This is a genomic window from Zarconia sp., from assembly GCF_057467645.1.
The window spans coordinates 1-16563 of record NZ_JBRJXU010000121.1; the positions used below are offsets into that span (position 1 = coordinate 1).

Consider the following 16563-nt stretch of genomic DNA (forward strand, 5'->3'; position numbering starts at 1 on the left):
GGACGCGGGGACGCGGAGAGGGGGAGATGGGGAGAGGGGGAGAGCTTAGAGAAGGAGGAGGTGCATTCTCATCATCATGGGGATGGTGAGTTGGAGACGATCGCCCTTTTGGAAACCCAAATTGATGATGTGAGTCCCCAGGCGATCGGGTATGCGTTCGAGGCGCTATTTGAGGCGGGGGCGCTGGATGTGTTTTCTCAACCGATCGGGATGAAGAAGTGCCGTCCGGGGGTATTGCTGAGTGTGGTTTGCCATCGAGATCGGGTGGCGGCGTGCGAGGCGACGATGTTTCGGGAGACGACGACGTTGGGAATTCGTCGATCGCTCCAGCAGCGATCGATTCTGGCTCGGGAAATGCAGGCGGTAGAGACCCCCTACGGCTCGGTGCGAGTGAAGGTGGCGACTTATAAGGATGGCTCGATCGCTAACGTACAGCCGGAATATGAGGATTGTAAAAAATTGGGCAGGTGGCACTCTGCCGGTTGGCGCGAGATTCACCGGCTAGCCTTACAATATTGGTACAATCTTAACACGAACTTTCGGGAATAACAAGTTTTTAATTTTTCAATTTTAGGTTGATGAAAAGATAAAATTATTTCCTAAAACTTGGGCTATTTTAGAGAGTCTAAAGCCCAAGCCTAACGGCTGAATGCCGATCGCTCTAGATTCTCGATTGGATTCAAAAACTCAAAGCTGAATACGGGTAGATTCTGATACCAAAATTGCTATATTTGGAATTCGCCGATGGAAACCTAAAGCATTCAAGCCAACTCAGAATTTAGGGTATCCATGAGTTACGTCACGAATATTTCCGAAACCGAAGCCGGATACGAATTCATTCCATTACTCACCGTCGGACAAGAAGTGCCAGAAATTGAAGGCACGATCGGAAATTTTAGGCAAACAAATCGAACCTTTGCCTTCGCTGGGATTCCCGATGGCATCGGTTTGTGGGAAACAGAAAATGTTAACTACGCCTTGATCAACCACGAAATTTTTGAAAGCCGCGAATCGGATATTTCTTCGACAATTCCCGGTCAAATTCGAGGGGCAAGGATTTCCCTGTTTGTTTTCGATAAAAGCATGAATCCCATCGGGGGTAAAACCTCATTGAAACCGCCACCGACAGCACCGGAACCTACATCCTCGAGACCACCACCGGGCAGTATCGGAATGCTCAGACGGGTAATGCTTTTTCTTTCGATCGCTTCTGTTCTGGCTACCTGGCAGAATCGGGGTTTGTGGATGCCAGTGGCAGCGAAGCCCCGATCTATTTCGTCCCGGAAGAAGGAGTCGATAACCCCATCACTGGAGCATCTCGCAGTCGGGGATGGGCGGTGACACCGGACGGAAATGCCCTCGCACTCGATGGGTTGGGGCGCTACGCCAAAGAGCAGGTATACCCCGCATCTCAATACCGAGCAACCGATTCCGACAAAACCGTGCTGTTTGCCTTGGAAGACTTCACCAACGGCGAACTGTATATGTACGTTGGCAACCAAACAGAAGCCGATCCGAACGGCTTTCTCGACGGACAGCTTTACGTCCTCAAAGTCACCGGACACGACTTTGAAACGCTGCCGGAAGATGTTCCTCAGGCCGCCACCTGGACGCCGGTTCCCCGAGAAATTGCCCTCGACCCCACCGGTGCTATCCTCAGCGACTGGGTAGATGGTGAGGGGCGTTCGACGAACTTCCGGCGTTTGGAGGATATACACGAAGACCCCAACCACCCCGGAAACTTCTACTTTGCGACCACCGGCAGCTTCGAGAAAACGGGTACTCAGCTCGAGGCAACCCTAAATCCCCAGGAGGCGGATAACCCCTATGGCAAACTGTATCGTTTTGCCCTCAACCCCGACGATCCGACTGCGGATTTCACCATCGAAGCGATTCATACCGGCGGACCGGGGCGAGGAGTGAGTTTTGACAACCTCACCGTCGATAGCAACAGTAACGTTATCGTTCAAGAAGACAAGACGGCGTTTGGTGGCGAGGTGATGGCGGCGGAAAATCGAGATGGTCGCATTTTATCTTACGATACTGCTACCGATACGATCGCACCCATTGCCGAACTTGACGAAAAGGCTGCGGGTTCCCAGTTTAACAATCCCAGCGTCCGGGGGGAATGGGAATCTTCGGGAATCGTCGAGTTTACTGGATTGGGCTTGCATAAAAAGAACTACCTTTTCAACGTGCAAGCTCATACGGTAGAAGATGAAGCGTTTCTCGGCGGTCGCTACGTCGAGGGAGGTCAACTGGTACTGGCAATCTCCCGAGGAGATGACGTTCTCAGAGCTGAGGGTGGGGAAGTTCTCTACGGAAATCGGGGGAACGACGAGCTAATTGGGGGAGGGATGGGGAGTAATATTTTATTGGGTGGCAAAGATAGCGATACGCTAACGGGAAGTCTCAACGATACCTTGCGAGGGGAACTTGGAGATGATGTTTTGATTGCTGGAAGTGGCGGCAATAATACCCTCACAGGTGGTGCGGGGGAAGATGTCTTTACGATCGCCCCAATTCCCGCACGACCCCATACTATTACCGATTTCACCCCAGGGGAAGATACGATCGCCGTACAAGGTGTGCCGAATGGCTTTGCGTCGCTAATTCTCACTCAGGAGGAAGCAGATGTGGTGATCGCTGCGGGTGACTCTGTTTTAGCGCGATTGCTTGGGGTACAAGTGGCAACACTTGGCGAGGCGGATTTTAATTTTGGGTGAGGAGTCCGTCGTCGGGTTATTGCGAGCGTTGAGATTATAGCGCTCTTGGCTCAGGGTAGAACCCAAGCTGGGTCGATAGGCTGTTCGATGGCTCATCTCAAAGTACACTCACTGCACCCAAAACTGCCCATCCTACAAATTTCGATCGGGGTTCTCAACCAGGGTGTATCTACCAAAGCTCGAAGCAAAACACCTCGAGTGCCCTCGAACCTGTGGCAAAAAATGCGATCGATAATTTCGAGTCTTCCGGAGATGGAAATTCAACGTGTACTACATTAAAAAACTTATGTCAATACGAGTATTTATACTTACTCAAAACTTGTGTTTTGAAGGGAAGGAAATTGAGGAGGATCGATCGAAGACTTTGACGATGTTGTGGGGTTTGTGGCGATAAATAGTAATGAATTAATTACAGCATTTAACCCAAACACGTTTTATTAACTGCGAATATCCTAGCAAGGAGCGCAAACCTTGCCAATTCGTTCGATACAATCTGTAACATCTGGGGAAAAGTCCGGTGGAGAAATTTCCCAAAGATTGTAATATCTAAACAGATACGGAGCGATCGCCAAATTTTGGTTATCGTTGGTGGGATGCGATCGGGCATTGCCGTTTCGATCGCTCGTAGAATGCCTGTTGGGGTTGATGGGCAGTTCGATCGTATGTATATCGTACTTCTCAATGAGATAAGGTCTATCCAAAGGAAGAAAAAGCATTATCCCTGCTATCTCAACTTTTAGATTTTGGACCTCACTCATATGAGAAACGCGATCGAAGCGAAATCTCCAGGAAAAAACTGCCCGTTCGATCCATTTGCGATCAGTTCTATTATTGTGAAAACAGCGATCGAAACATAGACTTCACACAAATCAATTATTCCGATCGAGCTTCATCATGGTCTTGAAGTTGTGCGAAGTCCTCTCCCCAGTCATGCATAGCATTGAGAATCGGCTTTAAGCTTTCACCCAGTGGTGTGAGAGAATACTCCACTTTAGGCGGAACTTGGGGGTAAACTTGGCGGTGAATCAAACCATCCGCTTCCATTTCTCGTAATTGCTGGGTCAGCATTTTTTGCGTGACCCCCCGCAGCGCTCGGTGAAGTTGATTGAACCGCTTTACTTCGACAAACAGTTCTCGCAAAATCAAAACTTTCCATCGTCCCCCGATCGCTTTTAAGGTATTTTCCACCGGACAGGTACTGCGATCGGAATGGGCTTGTTTTTCGGTCATAGTATCTTTTTGGGTACTATCTTACTTTAAAGTACATACTTTACAGGATATCTGTACTTTCCTTAAAGTATAAATAGAAAGATTAATTATCGCGAGAAGAGAACGCAAAATGACTCAATCACAACCTATTATTGCCGATACTAAACCCATTCTTTTAGACCTCAAACCGGGAACCTACTACTGGTGTAGTTGCGGAAAGTCGGAAAAACAACCCTTTTGCGATGGTGCTCATCAAGGAAGCGAGTTTGCACCGATCGAATTTGAAATCGAAGAAGCCAAAAAAGTTGCACTGTGTCAATGTAAGTACTCGCAAAATAAACCCTTTTGTGATGGTGCTCATGAAAAGCTTTCGTAATTTTTTAGGTTCGAGAAAAAATGGGAGCGCAGACTTAAATTTATGACGAATTAAGTCTCTCTCGAATCATGCCAAAGTCTCGGTTAGGAGGATATCGATGATTACCCTACGTAAATCTCAAGAACGCGGACGCGCATCCTATCGCTGGCTCGATTCCTACCATACCTTTTCCTTCGCAAACTACTACGATCCTCAATACATGGGATTTAAAAATCTGCGAGTGATTAACGACGATCGCGTCATCGGAGGAGCGGGTTTCGGTACCCATCCCCACCGAGATATGGAAATTATTTCCTATATCGTTGAGGGTGCCCTAGAACATCGAGATAGCATGGGTAACAGTTCCGTCATTAAAGCTGGAGAAGTGCAGCGCATGAGTGCCGGAACTGGGGTGACTCACAGCGAGTATAATCATTCAGAAAACGACGAAGTTCGCTTCCTCCAAATTTGGATTCCTCCCACTCAAAAAGGACTTGACCCCAGTTACGAACAGCGGCAATATTCCGAAGCGGAAAAACGAGGTGCGTTTCGCCTCATCGTGTCCCCGGATGGTCGGGATGAATCTGTTTCCATTCATCAGAATGTCTATCTATACTCAACGATTCTCAAAGCTGGAGAAACCCTCACCCATTCCCTCTCCCCAAATTTCGATAGTTGGGTGCAAGTGGTAAAGGGAGAAATGACTCTGAACGAGATCGAAATGTATAGTGGAGATGGGGGGGCAATCGAAAACGAAACGCAACTCGAACTCATCGCCCAACAAGATACGGAAGTCCTACTTTTCGAGTTGTAAATTCCACTAAAATTATAGAAAAAATCAGGATGCAGCGATTGTTGCATCCTGATTTCTTGCGGTGAATACAAAAACTGACCAATTGGAGTTTAGACAGATTTGAGGGTTGAAAGCTCGACGAGAGAATTAAAAAACTAAAATGCTGACTCCATCAGGGTTTTGTCTAAACTCCAGTTCCCAATTGTCAATTGTCCATTGTCCATTGTCAATTGCCCAAGGCTTCCACCGGCACCTGCACTTCCGTCACGTATTCCGAGGGATCGCCGTGGCGATCGTATTGCAGGTAGACCTCGCGAGTCGAACCGACAATCCGGTATTGGTTCGCTTCCACCCAGGCAAGCAGGCTGTTGTAGGCTGGCCCCAAGGACGCAAACGGACCGCGATGCACCACGCACGCCATCGTCTCCACCCCCGGCAGTTCGTAGACCCACACCCCATCGCCATTGGGAATGCGATCGGCGATCGAAAACCCGGCCTCTACGGGAATGTCGCGATCGCGCAACTTCGTATCGTGGTAAATTGAAATCCCGCTCCCGATCGATTTAAGACCGCTGTTCAAAGCGTAGTTCGCCGCCCGATCGAAAAGCTCGTCGAACACCGGACCGCACTCTTGATAGTTGGGAATCATTCCCACTGTCGCGGCTACCCATTGAGAATCCACGGGTTTGAGAACCACATCGTAATTCGACATTTTTTTCTCCTGTTCGATTTCATGTAAGCGCGTTTCTAAACGCAACAACCTCGCCCGATCGTCGAGTAACCGCTGTTGAAGTTCCGTTTGCTTCAAGCGCAACATCCCTCGGATTTCCTCCATCGAGATGTTTTCATCGAGCAAGCAGGCGATTTGTTCGAGAGAAAACCCCAAGTCCTTGAAAACCAGAATCCGGTTGAGGCGGGGGAGTTGAGTTGCTTGGTAGTAGCGATAGCCCGTATGGGAATCGACGCGGGTGGGCTTGAGTAACCCCAACCGATCGTACAGACGCAAGGTTTTCGGGGAAATGCGACTGAGTTGGGCAAAATCACTAATTCTAAGCATCCGTCTCTCTGAGCGCTTCCATTCCTAGGAAACACTTTGCCCCAAGGGGAAAGTCAAGGGGTGTGGATAAAAAATTTTGGGAAATGGGGAGGAAACGGGAGCAATGGGGGCTTCGGGGGCTTCGGGGGAAAGACCACAGTTTAATAAATACTTGTCCGGCATTTTCCGCGCCTAGAGTGGCGACTGCCATACAAATAAAATATATGTCGATCGCATCGTTCGGGAAACGAGCATCCAGTGGCATTCAAGGAATAGTTGAGGAATCTGCGTGAAATTTTGAGACTCAAAAGATAAATTGCTCACAGAAAAATATACATTTGATGTCCAAACCAACCCCAACTCATCATGACCATAGGCGATCGCTTATAATATTCGTCTGAAGTATGTTCGCGATTTTCTTGCTAAAAAGAAACGCGATCTGACCCCACCCAAACTGCTGCAGTCTTCAACCGAAATTCATATGACTCCGACCCTCATCGGACGCTGGCAAACCCGAATTTTACTCCTCACCCTTATCGGCTTTCCCATCACCTTGCCCTTCACCCTCGGCATTCTCGGTCCCGGTGCGAGTCCGGTCTTCGGCTTAATTTTGCTTTACGTTATCGGACTCGGACTCCTGTGGGATACCCTCTACAATACCCTACAAAAATTTCGCTGGGATCGCGATTGGCCTGGCGCCCTACAATTGATGACCGGAATTTGGGAAGCCCTCTTTTTAGCATTCATCGCGAAAACCATCGGACTTCCCGGCATTGACCCCCAAGCGTTGAGTTTGCCTTGGTTTGCCCTCCACTACAGCTGCGTGTGGTTGGGGGTTTACCTAGTGTCTCAAAGTCTCATGCGCGTCCTGTTTCCCCGCTGGCGATTTCGGGGGGGACGGTGGTTGTAGGGAGCGATCGCATTTGAGCCGTTGGTCTGGCTGATGCTAACGCCTTCTAGTGGATGGGGCGATCGCAACCCAATTATTTCTGAGGAGCATTCTGTCGATCTCTTTTGGGGATCGCAAATTCATTGCTGCCCAAAGACGAGCACTTTTTTTGCGATTCATACCATTACTTTTTGGCAATTCGTATTAAATTGTTATTTTTGAGGCTGTACTAGATCGAGAAATTAAGTCAAACTAATGAAAGACTCAATTCAAATATAATCAATGCTTCATGGGTTGTTTCTAGAGTGCTAGCGTTGCGATCGGTATCCAAACCATTGAATCGCGGTACGTGTAGACCTTTAGCCCATGCCGCTTTGAAACCCGACGGATGTCGGTCTACACTTCTTAACTCATCACAAAGCTGGGTATTTAAAATATGCATCTAAGTGAAGTCACACACCCCAATCAACTAAAAGCTCTATCGATTCACCAACTCGAAGAGATTTGCCGTCAAATTCGTGAAAAGCATTTACAGACGATCGCCGCGAGTGGGGGACACTTGGGGCCCGGACTGGGAGTCGTCGAACTGACGGTAGGTCTGTATCAAACTTTGGATCTCGATCGCGATAAAGTCGTCTGGGATGTGGGACACCAAGCCTACCCCCACAAACTCCTCACCGGACGGTACGATCGCTTCCACACCCTGCGCCAGAAAGATGGCGTCGCCGGATACCTCAAACGCTGCGAAAATAAATTCGATCACTTTGGGGCCGGTCACGCCTCCACTAGTATCTCCGCTGCCCTCGGAATGGCCCTGGCGCGCGATCGCCAAGAGGAAGACTTCAAATGCGTCGCCGTCATCGGCGATGGGGCCTTGACGGGAGGGATGTCTTTAGAAGCCATCAACCACGCCGGACATTTACCCAACACCAACCTGCTGGTGGTGCTCAACGACAACGAAATGTCCATCTCCCCCAACGTGGGTGCGATTCCCCGCTACCTCAACAAAATGCGCCTCAGCGACCCGGTGCAGTTCCTCAAAGATAATTTAGAGGAACAGTTCAAGCATCTCCCCTTCTTCGGCGAGAACTTTACCCCGGAAATGGAACGGGTCAAAGAAGGGATGAAGCGGCTGGCGGTTCCCAAAGTGGGGGCGGTGTTTGAAGAATTGGGCTTCACCTACATCGGACCGGTAGACGGTCACAACCTCGAAGAACTGATTACCACCTTCAACCAGGCTCATCAAATTCCCGGTCCGGTGTTGGTACACGTCGCCACCACCAAGGGTAAAGGATATGCGATCGCCGAACAAGATCGCGTCGGCTACCACGCCCAAAAACCCTTCGATTTGGGCACCGGCAAAGCTTACCCCTCCAAGAAACCCACCCCCCCCAGCTATTCCAAAGTCTTCGCCCAAACCCTGGTGAAACTCGCCGAAGACAATCCGAAAATTCTCGGCATCACCGCCGCCATGGCGACGGGAACCGGACTCGACAAGTTGCAAGAAAAATTGCCCCAACAATATATTGATGTGGGCATCGCCGAACAACACGCCGTCACCCTAGCGGCGGGGTTGGCTTGCGAGGGAATGCGTCCGGTGGTGACGATTTACTCCACGTTCTTGCAACGGGCTTTCGACCAAATCGTCCACGATGTCTGCATCCAAAACTTGCCGGTGTTCTTCTGCATGGACCGGGCGGGCATCGTCGGGGCAGACGGTCCGACGCACCAAGGACTGTACGATATCGCCTATCTGCGTTGCATCCCCAACATGGTGGTGATGGCCCCCAAAGACGAGGCGGAACTGCAACGGGCCCTGGTGACGGGTATCGAGTATACCGACGGCCCGATCGCCATGCGTTACCCGCGCGGTAACGGTTACGGCGCGGCCCTAGCCGATGAAGGCTGGGAACCCCTGGAAATCGGTAAAGGGGAAATCTTGCGCAACGGTGACGACGTGTTGCTGGTGGGATACGGGACGATGGTGTACCCGGCGATGCAAGTGGCGGAAATCCTCAGCGAACACGGCATCGAAGCCACGGTGGTGAATGCCCGATTTGTCAAACCGCTGGATACGGAGTTGATTGCACCTTTGGCGAAGCGGATTGGCAAGGTGGTGACCCTGGAGGAAGGCTGCTTGATGGGCGGTTTTGGTTCCGCCGTTGCCGAGGCGTTGTTGGATAACGATGTGTTGGTTCCGGTGAAGCGGATTGGGGTTCCCGATAAGCTGGTAGACCACGCCACGCCGAACGAATCGAAGACGGATTTGGGCTTGCTACCGTCTCAGATGGCACAAACGGTTCGCGAGACGTTTTTTAGCAAGGAAGCTGAGGCGGTTCGCGTTTAGTTAGTCGGGCAATGTGACCCTCGGGGCGAAGTATTGAAGTGATTTCTCATGGGTGAAATGAAACCTTAGAAGTCCAAATACTTCGCCCTCTCTTATTTTTTGACGCGATTTCAATTGTGAAGAAAACGGAGAAAATTGAGAGAGTCGATCGATAAATAGGTCTGAGGAAGAAAATAACAACACAGCATGGGCGATTATAGCCAATGTTCAGGGCGCATTCTTAATCGCATGCGCTTACAAAAAACCAGACTTGTACGAGAACGCAATAATCAGCTTATAGCGTTTCTCGAATGGATGAGGTACGGAAGATCTCCCGCGCATCCACGGCAGTCGTTCTACTTGGGGAAACCCCTCTGGCGACGCTGCCTCCCCTTCATAAGGGGGACTTGAGATTCACGATCGAGCCTCACTGATTTGAGAACCGCTATATGTGATTTACTCTTCGGGAAAAAGAAGGTATGACATGCAAATACGTAACCTAGATCACCTTGTGTTAACGGTTAAATCTCTGGAGTTAACACTCGCTTTTTACAAATCTTTAGGCATGAAAGAAGTGACCTTTGGTAAGAACCGAAAAGCTCTGATATTCGGCTCTCAAAAAATTAACCTACATCAAGCGGGTCATGAATTTGAACCAAAAGCCCAAACGCCAATGCCAGGCTCTGCCGATTTATGTTTCATTGTCGATACGCCACTTGATGAAGTCATTAGAGAGCTTGAGGAAAGCGGAATCGATATTGTTGAGGGTCCAGTCGATCGAACGGGAGCCGTATCGCCCATAAGATCGGTTTATATTCGCGATCCCGATCGAAATCTAATCGAACTCTCAAATCCAGAAATCTAATTTTTTTAAGAATAAAAGTAAAACTATGACAAATAATTTCTTTTTAATATTAATGTTTACTTAAAAAAATATTTTCTTACATACAATATAACGTTTGATATAGGTCCTAAGTTGTCTAAAACTTTTCAAGTTTAAATTTATTAAAAACCTGCTCAACATCGATATTTTTAATGATTATCTTTTTGTATTTGTACCTCAAAAAATGGTAGCATCAAGATTGTTTTATCAAAACATATGACTACGTGGGGCGATCGATTTAATAAACTCAGAGGAAAATCGCGATTTGTCGTTTGCCGCATCATGCTGCATTTAAGCGGAGCGGAGATTGCACCGTTGCTCGGAACCTTGAACCGGGTGGGAAGAATGGCGATCGATTCTGACGGGGATTTAGAGATTATTGGAGAAGGATTAGTTGAGGTTTGCCAAAGCCTGATCGAATACCAACCCAATTGGCAATCCGCTGCCAATGAAGGGGATGTTTTGAACCAAGAAGAAGAGGCGGGAGATTACGTCACCGAACTGTTCACCGACTCCGCCCAGCGATACCTCAGCCAACCAGATTTTGAGGAAGACTCCGAAACCGACGAACCCCTCGCCTTGAATCCCACCCAAAATATCATTACGATGATAACCATTGCCTGTGAGGGAGAGGTTCCCAGCTTAGAAACCGATCTCGCCGAACTCGACGCGATGGAAGAGGGATTAAAAACTGTAATAAATTTGCATCACTCAGGACAACTGCGAGCGATTCAAATCCACTTTTCCCCCGCTCAGTTAGGCGACGAACTCACCCCAGAGCAGATTTTAACGCACTATCCCGAACTGATTCCTCTTTAATAATTGAGGTTCGATCGATTGTAGATCCCCCCTAACCCCCCTTCTCGAGGGGGGGATGGGAAAAAGTCCCGGACTAACCAATTTTGAGGCTTCTTCTGGTTTCTCGAATCAACCAACTGCCCGTGCATCCTATAGCTTCCCCGATCGATACACTTCGCAGCATCCCATAGCTTCCCCCTTCTTAAGGGGGACGGGAGGGGGATCTATTGAAGCTGCTGAATCCTGACATTCCCCTTTAAGGTATGGTAGTTTTTGAAAGTAAAATCGATGATTGACGCTTTGGGTTTGTCTTTCGGTTTTATTTCAATTTTACCGCTTTGACATGTTTCGCAATTTTGCCTTCATTTTAATTGCCTTTCTTTAAAATTATGCTACGTCGATTGATTGCATTTTTAATGTGTTTCACCCTGGGCTGGACGGCACTGGGATGGAATGCGATCTCCCCTAACTTCGATCGCGCCACCCGCGGCATCGCTTACGCCGCACCCTCCGTCGTTAAAAGCGGGGAATATCCCGTCCAGCAGGCAGAGTACGACGATGGCAACGGGGAATACACCCTGATGCTGTTGAATAACCCACGGGGAACCTCTCCGATCTTGCGAACGGAAGATTTGCAGATGATGTCCCTGACCGAGGAAGAAGTCGCAGCCGGCAGAAAAAGCTATCTGAGTCTCGAGAATTCCGATCGCGTTCTCCACCTCGCCGAAGACTTCAAAATCGAATACGTCCACAACGTCACCGAAACCCAAACCAACCCCCAAACCGGTCAAACCCAAACCGTTATCGTGCGTCGGGAATCCAACTTCTGGACGCCATTTGCCGGGGCGATTGCCGGACAGATGGTGGCGAATATGCTGTTCGCACCGCGATACTACATTCCCCCCGTCTACCAACCCGGTGGGGTGATGATGGGATACGGCGGTTACGGCAACACCTACCAAAGCGCCGTCAACAGCTATCAAGAACGCCACAACTCACCACCGCCAGCGGTGAAAAATCGCCAAACCCTGCGCACCACGGGGAACTTAAAATCCTCCTCGAACAACCGCCGCGCTAACCGGACCAAAGCCACCCGCGCCACGGGATCGGGTTTCGGTTCGAGTAACCTGCGCCGCAGCAACCAAGTGCGTCCCCGCATGGGAAGCCGTTCTTCCGGATTCGGCAGTGGCGGACGCTCTCGTTCGTTCAGTCGCGGCCGTCGTCGATAAAGTGCGATCGCGCCTGAATTATTGACGATCTGAAAGTTTTTCAACATTTCGACCCGGTTTCTTCCCGAAGCCGGTTTTTTACGTTTTATAGCCGTTTTCAAAAATAGAGAACCCTAGTATAAATTTGTAGGGTGGGCAGTTCAATAACTTGTATAAAAGGTATAAAAGTGCAACCTCCGCCCAAAAAACTGCCCACCAATACCGAAGATGTCTACCTTTAGCCAAAAGCGCGATCGAACTCCGGTCTCAGTTGACAACTTGAACCTCTTTTCAAGGACAACTCCCGAACTTTTGACCTTCTGGCAAGCGTCTGAAGCCCAATGCCGACCGCACGAATGCTGACCAGCATACTTTGCTCGATCGAGTAACAATTAGCCCATCTACCCTCAAAAAATCATGCTTATCTTTGACTTATTTGAAGGATATCGAACCAAAGGCATCAAACAGCAAGAGGAAGAAGACAGCTTGTTTGACGAGTTGTTCAGCCTCAGCGACGATCCCCTGTGCGAGTTCGGCACGATTGTCAACGGAGTTATCTTTAACTACCCCAAAACCAACACCTACTCGATCGTCTTTGCCTGGATGACGAGCGTCGGTTCCCTCTCCCAAGCCATTACAATTTCCGATCCCCATCCCCCTTGGTTGAAATCCCTTCTCGGCGACTCGGAAAGCGTTAATTTAGTCTTTGCCAGCGATCTGGTCAAACGACAGAAAGAGAAAGGCATTCAAGTGGTGAATAAAGCCCTCGACAAACTCACCCCGCGCCCCTTTTATATTTGGAGATCGGAAATTGCCGACTATCAGAAAGAACGCAACCGAGAAAGCGATCGCTTTCGCGGCATCGTTGCCTATGGGGCAAAACTGAAAGTGGGAACCGATCGCCAAGTTTGGTGCGTCTTTTGGTTAACGCCACCCTATACTCTCAACGTGTTTGAATCGGAGGAAGATTGCCTGCGCATTCACGGTCACCCCGACGAAGAAACCGGCGAACTGAGAAACAAAATTGTCTATAGCTTTCCCAGCCGTACTCAGACTCTCATTCCGACTTCTTCTTAGGGGATGGGGTGATGGGAGAGAGAATTAAACATTAACAATGAACAATGCCCGTCGGGAGAACGACTATCTCGTCGCAACTGACCGCTTGTTAATTGTCCATTGTCTATTCACTCCCACTTTCAGTTGAAGTGAAAGTCGATCGCTGGAAAAATAGATCGGGAGAGAGTCGAGGGGCGCTGGCGTCCCAGGGTTCCCCAGTTGAAACCGGGAAAATTGAGTCGGCACGAGCACTTCCGAGGCTTTGACTTCCCCGAAAGCGATCGTTGGAAATTTTAAAATCAAATGAAATCATCAAAATCAAGTTGGCAAACCGCTTGGAAAACTGCGATTGCTGGGGTTGGGGGATTGCTGCTTTGGGCCGGTGGATGGGCCGAGTCTGCTCTTGCCGGACGCGCCATTCTCAACCGACCTCCAGAACTCCTCGAACGCTATTTCGGCACCGCGCTCAAAGAAGGCCCGTGTAACAGTTCCCTGAAAAACCGCGAAAAATCAGAATGCGTGGCGCGCGTCTACCAGCCTGCAGATTTAGCCGAGACGTTTCCCGAAGTTGAGCAAAAGACTCTGACCATCACCTATATTAACGATCGCTCTGCCCGAATCGATATCGCCCGCCACGATGGTGATTTAACCTATACCCCGGCAAAAGCCAGCAAACTGTTCAAATATCTGTTTGGCTACCGGGCACCTGTTTGGTCGGTCTATTCGAGCGATCGCAATCGCGACTTGCCCATTTGGAACTATCGCGCCTGCTTGGGAGATGGAATTGCCACCGCCTACAGCGCCTACTCCTCCCCCACCGGTTCCGTTCCCGACGCGAGCGTATTTTACAATCCCGATTGTGAGGCGACGGACTATAGCTTTCGCGATATTCGATCGCACTGGGCGAAACCCTTCATCGAAAACCTCGCCATTCAGGGCATCGTCGCCGGCTTTCCCGACGGAACCTATCGCCCCAATGCCCCGGTGACTCGCGCCGAGTTTGCCGCGTTAGTCAGCAAAGCCCTTCGGGGGTCTGACGAACGATCGACCGTGGAATTTGCGGACGTGCCGTGGGATTTTTGGGCTTACGATGCCATTGAATCGGCTTACGAACAGGGGTTTCTCTCGGGATATCCCGGTGACATATTTGCCCCCAACCAAGACATTCCCAAAGTCCAGGCGATCGTTTCCATTTCCGAGGGGTTGGGCTTGGCATCCGATGCCCTGGGGATGCTCTGGGCCTACACCGACCGGGCGGAGATTCCCGACTACGCCCAGTTTCACGTTGCGGGGGCCACCGAACGGGGGATCGTCGTCAACTATCCCCAACTCGATCGCCTCGAACCCAACCGCCCCACAACTCGTGGGGAAATTGCCGCATTGATTTATCAAGCTCGTTTCGGCAGCGATCGCTTTATCGATTCACCTTATATCGTCACGGCACCCCCGGACCCGATATCTCCCGAGATTCGACTGAAAATGGTAGGATTTTTCTGAAATTGCGGCTCAACTTTTGAGGATTCTCTATGGGTGTTGCCATCGGAACTGCTCTGTTCCTGGGAACCCCAAGTCTTTGTGTCTTCACCCAACCCAGTCGAAACTTACCGGCGTGCGTTAGCGGAGGTTACAACGGTGGCAATTTCAGGAATTGGCAAGAAGTGCAGGATGTTTTGCATGTCGATCGAGGCAAGCCCTTCGGTTTCGAAAACGATTCCGATGGCATTGCTTGCGAAAATCTGGCCGGTGCGCCACGATATAGCTCTACGCCATCTACCACCAACCGCCCTCCATTTGGGACGACGAACGGACATCGTTCTGATTCCCCCAATCTCAATCTATCCAACAAAGCAGCACCGATCCGCACCCTTTGGTAAGGGGGATTCGATCGAAAAGAACGCTCAAATATCATAGAATCGGGCGTGCATCGAAAAGCCCAAATAATCCAAGGAGTTACAATTCGGATGAAAATTCAACTGGCGAGTTCGGAGGCAGACATCGAGGGATGTTATCCGATGGTGGCGCGGTGGCGAGACATTGGCAATTGCGCCCAGTTCGTTCGATACATCCGAGAACAGCAAACCTGCGGATATCATTTTGTGTATTTAGAAGACGATAAGATTGAGGCGGTCGCAGGATTTTATCTTCTGCCAACCTTAGCTCGCACTCGAGTCCTTTACTTAGATGATTGGATTGGCGAAACCTCTGAATATGCTTCCGGTTACAGCCGTATTTTGTTCGACTGGTTAATCGACTACGCCCGAGAAAAGCGCTGTCATTCCTTGCGTTTGAATAGCAGTATTCAAAACCCAAAAGCACATCAATTTTACTTTAGAAATAAAATGAAAATTGAAGCCTTTCACTTCGCAATCAATTTATAAAAATGAATTCATACTTATAAATTTATAAATATATTGTCGATCTATTTTTTTATTTCGTTAAAATAAAAACGAGTTATCGAAATATCGAGAGTTAAATATATGAAAACGATCGACAAAACCCCCTTATCCGAACAGCTCACTCAAGCCAACGTCTCGTTACTCAAACGATATCAAGATAAAGTCTTAGGTGACGATAACCTATTGGCATTTGCCAAATACGAACTGGCCAATCTCTTCTTTGGAAATTTATCGGGAAGTGCGGGATATTTGCTGCGAAAAATCGCCTATAAAAAATTTTTCAAATCCATGGGAGGGGGCACGATTTTAGGCAAAGGGATGGTAATTCGCCATCCCCGACGCATTACCCTCGGTCGCGGTGTTGCCATCGACGACTACGTTTTGCTCGATGCGAGTGGTGCTGGGGAGGAAGGAATTACCCTCGGCGATAATACGATCGTCTCTCGCAACTGCGTGATTCAGGGCAAAACCGGCCCGGTTTCGATCGGCAACAAAACAGACCTGGGTTGCAACGTCATTCTCTCTTCTGGCGGTGGCATCGAGATTGGCAGTTCGGTTTTGATTGCTGGGAACTGTTACCTCGGTGGCGGGCGTTATATCGGCGATCGCTTGGATATTCCGATGATGGAACAGGGGGTGTACACCCAAGGACCGGTGGTGATTAGCGATGACGTGTGGCTGGGGGCTGGGGCGATCGTTCTCGATGGCGTGAAGGTTGGCAAAGGATGCATCGTCGGTGCCGGGGCGGTGGTCACGAAAGATTTACCCGATTATGCCGTTGCTGTGGGCGTACCGGCTAAAGTCATAAAAACGCGCGAACCCGTTGTCTCCCCAGAATCGGCTTAGGGGGAGTGGGAGATCGGGAGAGGGGGAGACAAGGGAGAGGAG

Annotated in this window: 18 protein-coding genes; 15 read left to right on the top strand and 3 right to left on the bottom strand. The window is 49.6% G+C overall.

Translation table 11 applies throughout. From position 1 onward, the window contains the following. The 3 genes from larC2 to AC2215_RS18455 form a co-directional block, all read left to right on the top strand. The coding region (gene larC2, locus AC2215_RS18445) for a nickel pincer cofactor biosynthesis protein LarC2 (RefSeq protein WP_486811467.1) at window positions 1-549 on the top strand (549 nt) is incomplete at its 5' end. A gap of 240 nt (window positions 550-789) precedes the next feature. Further along, entirely contained in the window at window positions 790-1341 is a 552-nt protein-coding gene (locus tag AC2215_RS18450; RefSeq protein ID WP_486811468.1) for a hypothetical protein, read from the top strand. After that, complete coding sequence (locus tag AC2215_RS18455; RefSeq protein WP_486811469.1) at window positions 1242-2726, top strand: alkaline phosphatase PhoX; 1485 nt, start codon at window positions 1242-1244, stop codon at window positions 2724-2726. Before AC2215_RS18450 ends, AC2215_RS18455 begins: the two co-directional genes overlap by 100 nt. 452 nt (window positions 2727-3178) lie before the next feature. Here AC2215_RS18455 and AC2215_RS18460 read toward each other — a convergent pair whose 3' ends face one another. Further along, window positions 3179-3442, bottom strand: coding sequence for a hypothetical protein (locus AC2215_RS18460; protein ID WP_486811470.1), 264 nt, complete (start codon window positions 3440-3442; stop codon window positions 3179-3181). Between the two features lie 157 nt (window positions 3443-3599). Beyond that, window positions 3600-3956, bottom strand: a complete 357-nt coding sequence (locus tag AC2215_RS18465) for a winged helix-turn-helix transcriptional regulator (protein ID WP_486811471.1) — start codon at window positions 3954-3956, stop codon at window positions 3600-3602. A gap of 109 nt (window positions 3957-4065) precedes the next feature. On the opposite strand from AC2215_RS18465, the gene AC2215_RS18470 reads away from it, so the two are divergent. Both AC2215_RS18470 and AC2215_RS18475 read left to right on the top strand, forming a co-directional pair. Further along, window positions 4066-4311, top strand: coding sequence for a CDGSH iron-sulfur domain-containing protein (locus tag AC2215_RS18470; protein WP_486811472.1), 246 nt, complete (start codon window positions 4066-4068; stop codon window positions 4309-4311). A gap of 97 nt (window positions 4312-4408) precedes the next feature. Next, window positions 4409-5104: a pirin family protein gene (locus tag AC2215_RS18475; RefSeq protein WP_486811473.1), complete on the top strand. Its 696-nt coding sequence runs from the start codon at window positions 4409-4411 to the stop codon at window positions 5102-5104. Between the two features lie 205 nt (window positions 5105-5309). Here the strand turns inward: AC2215_RS18475 and AC2215_RS18480 are convergent, their stop codons facing one another. Continuing rightward, a complete protein-coding gene (locus tag AC2215_RS18480; RefSeq protein ID WP_486811474.1) occupies window positions 5310-6140 on the bottom strand; it encodes a MerR family transcriptional regulator in 831 nt (276 codons plus the stop codon). Window positions 6141-6600: 460 nt separating this feature from the next. Between AC2215_RS18480 and AC2215_RS18485 the strand changes: the two genes are divergently transcribed. The 10 genes from AC2215_RS18485 to AC2215_RS18530 all read left to right on the top strand — a co-directional run bounded on the left by AC2215_RS18485 (window position 6601) and on the right by AC2215_RS18530 (window position 16521). Further along, entirely contained in the window at window positions 6601-7029 is a 429-nt protein-coding gene (locus AC2215_RS18485) for a hypothetical protein (RefSeq protein ID WP_486811475.1), read from the top strand. Window positions 7030-7444: 415 nt separating this feature from the next. Beyond that, entirely contained in the window at window positions 7445-9355 is a 1911-nt protein-coding gene (dxs, locus tag AC2215_RS18490; protein WP_486811476.1) for a 1-deoxy-D-xylulose-5-phosphate synthase, read from the top strand. Window positions 9356-9845: 490 nt separating this feature from the next. Continuing rightward, the gene (locus tag AC2215_RS18495; protein ID WP_486811477.1) at window positions 9846-10199 is read left to right on the top strand and encodes a VOC family protein; all 354 of its coding nucleotides are present in this window, start codon (window positions 9846-9848) and stop codon (window positions 10197-10199) included. Between the two features lie 234 nt (window positions 10200-10433). Next, window positions 10434-11036 carry a DUF1517 domain-containing protein gene (locus tag AC2215_RS18500; RefSeq protein ID WP_486811478.1) on the top strand — a complete coding sequence of 201 codons (603 nt, stop codon included), beginning with the start codon at window positions 10434-10436 and terminating at the stop codon, window positions 11034-11036. Window positions 11037-11404: 368 nt separating this feature from the next. Next, entirely contained in the window at window positions 11405-12244 is an 840-nt protein-coding gene (locus AC2215_RS18505) for a hypothetical protein (RefSeq protein ID WP_486811479.1), read from the top strand. A 396-nt stretch (window positions 12245-12640) separates the two neighbouring features. After that, complete coding sequence (locus AC2215_RS18510) at window positions 12641-13300, top strand: hypothetical protein (protein ID WP_486811480.1); 660 nt, start codon at window positions 12641-12643, stop codon at window positions 13298-13300. Window positions 13301-13582: 282 nt separating this feature from the next. Next, entirely contained in the window at window positions 13583-14776 is a 1194-nt protein-coding gene (locus AC2215_RS18515; protein WP_486811481.1) for an S-layer homology domain-containing protein, read from the top strand. Window positions 14777-14805: 29 nt separating this feature from the next. Then, window positions 14806-15153, top strand: coding sequence for a hypothetical protein (locus tag AC2215_RS18520; protein WP_486811482.1), 348 nt, complete (start codon window positions 14806-14808; stop codon window positions 15151-15153). A gap of 87 nt (window positions 15154-15240) precedes the next feature. Next, a complete protein-coding gene (locus tag AC2215_RS18525) occupies window positions 15241-15657 on the top strand; it encodes a GNAT family N-acetyltransferase (protein ID WP_486811483.1) in 417 nt (138 codons plus the stop codon). Window positions 15658-15756: 99 nt separating this feature from the next. Continuing rightward, window positions 15757-16521: an acyltransferase gene (locus AC2215_RS18530; RefSeq protein ID WP_486811484.1), complete on the top strand. Its 765-nt coding sequence runs from the start codon at window positions 15757-15759 to the stop codon at window positions 16519-16521. Window positions 16522-16563 lie beyond the last annotated feature (42 nt).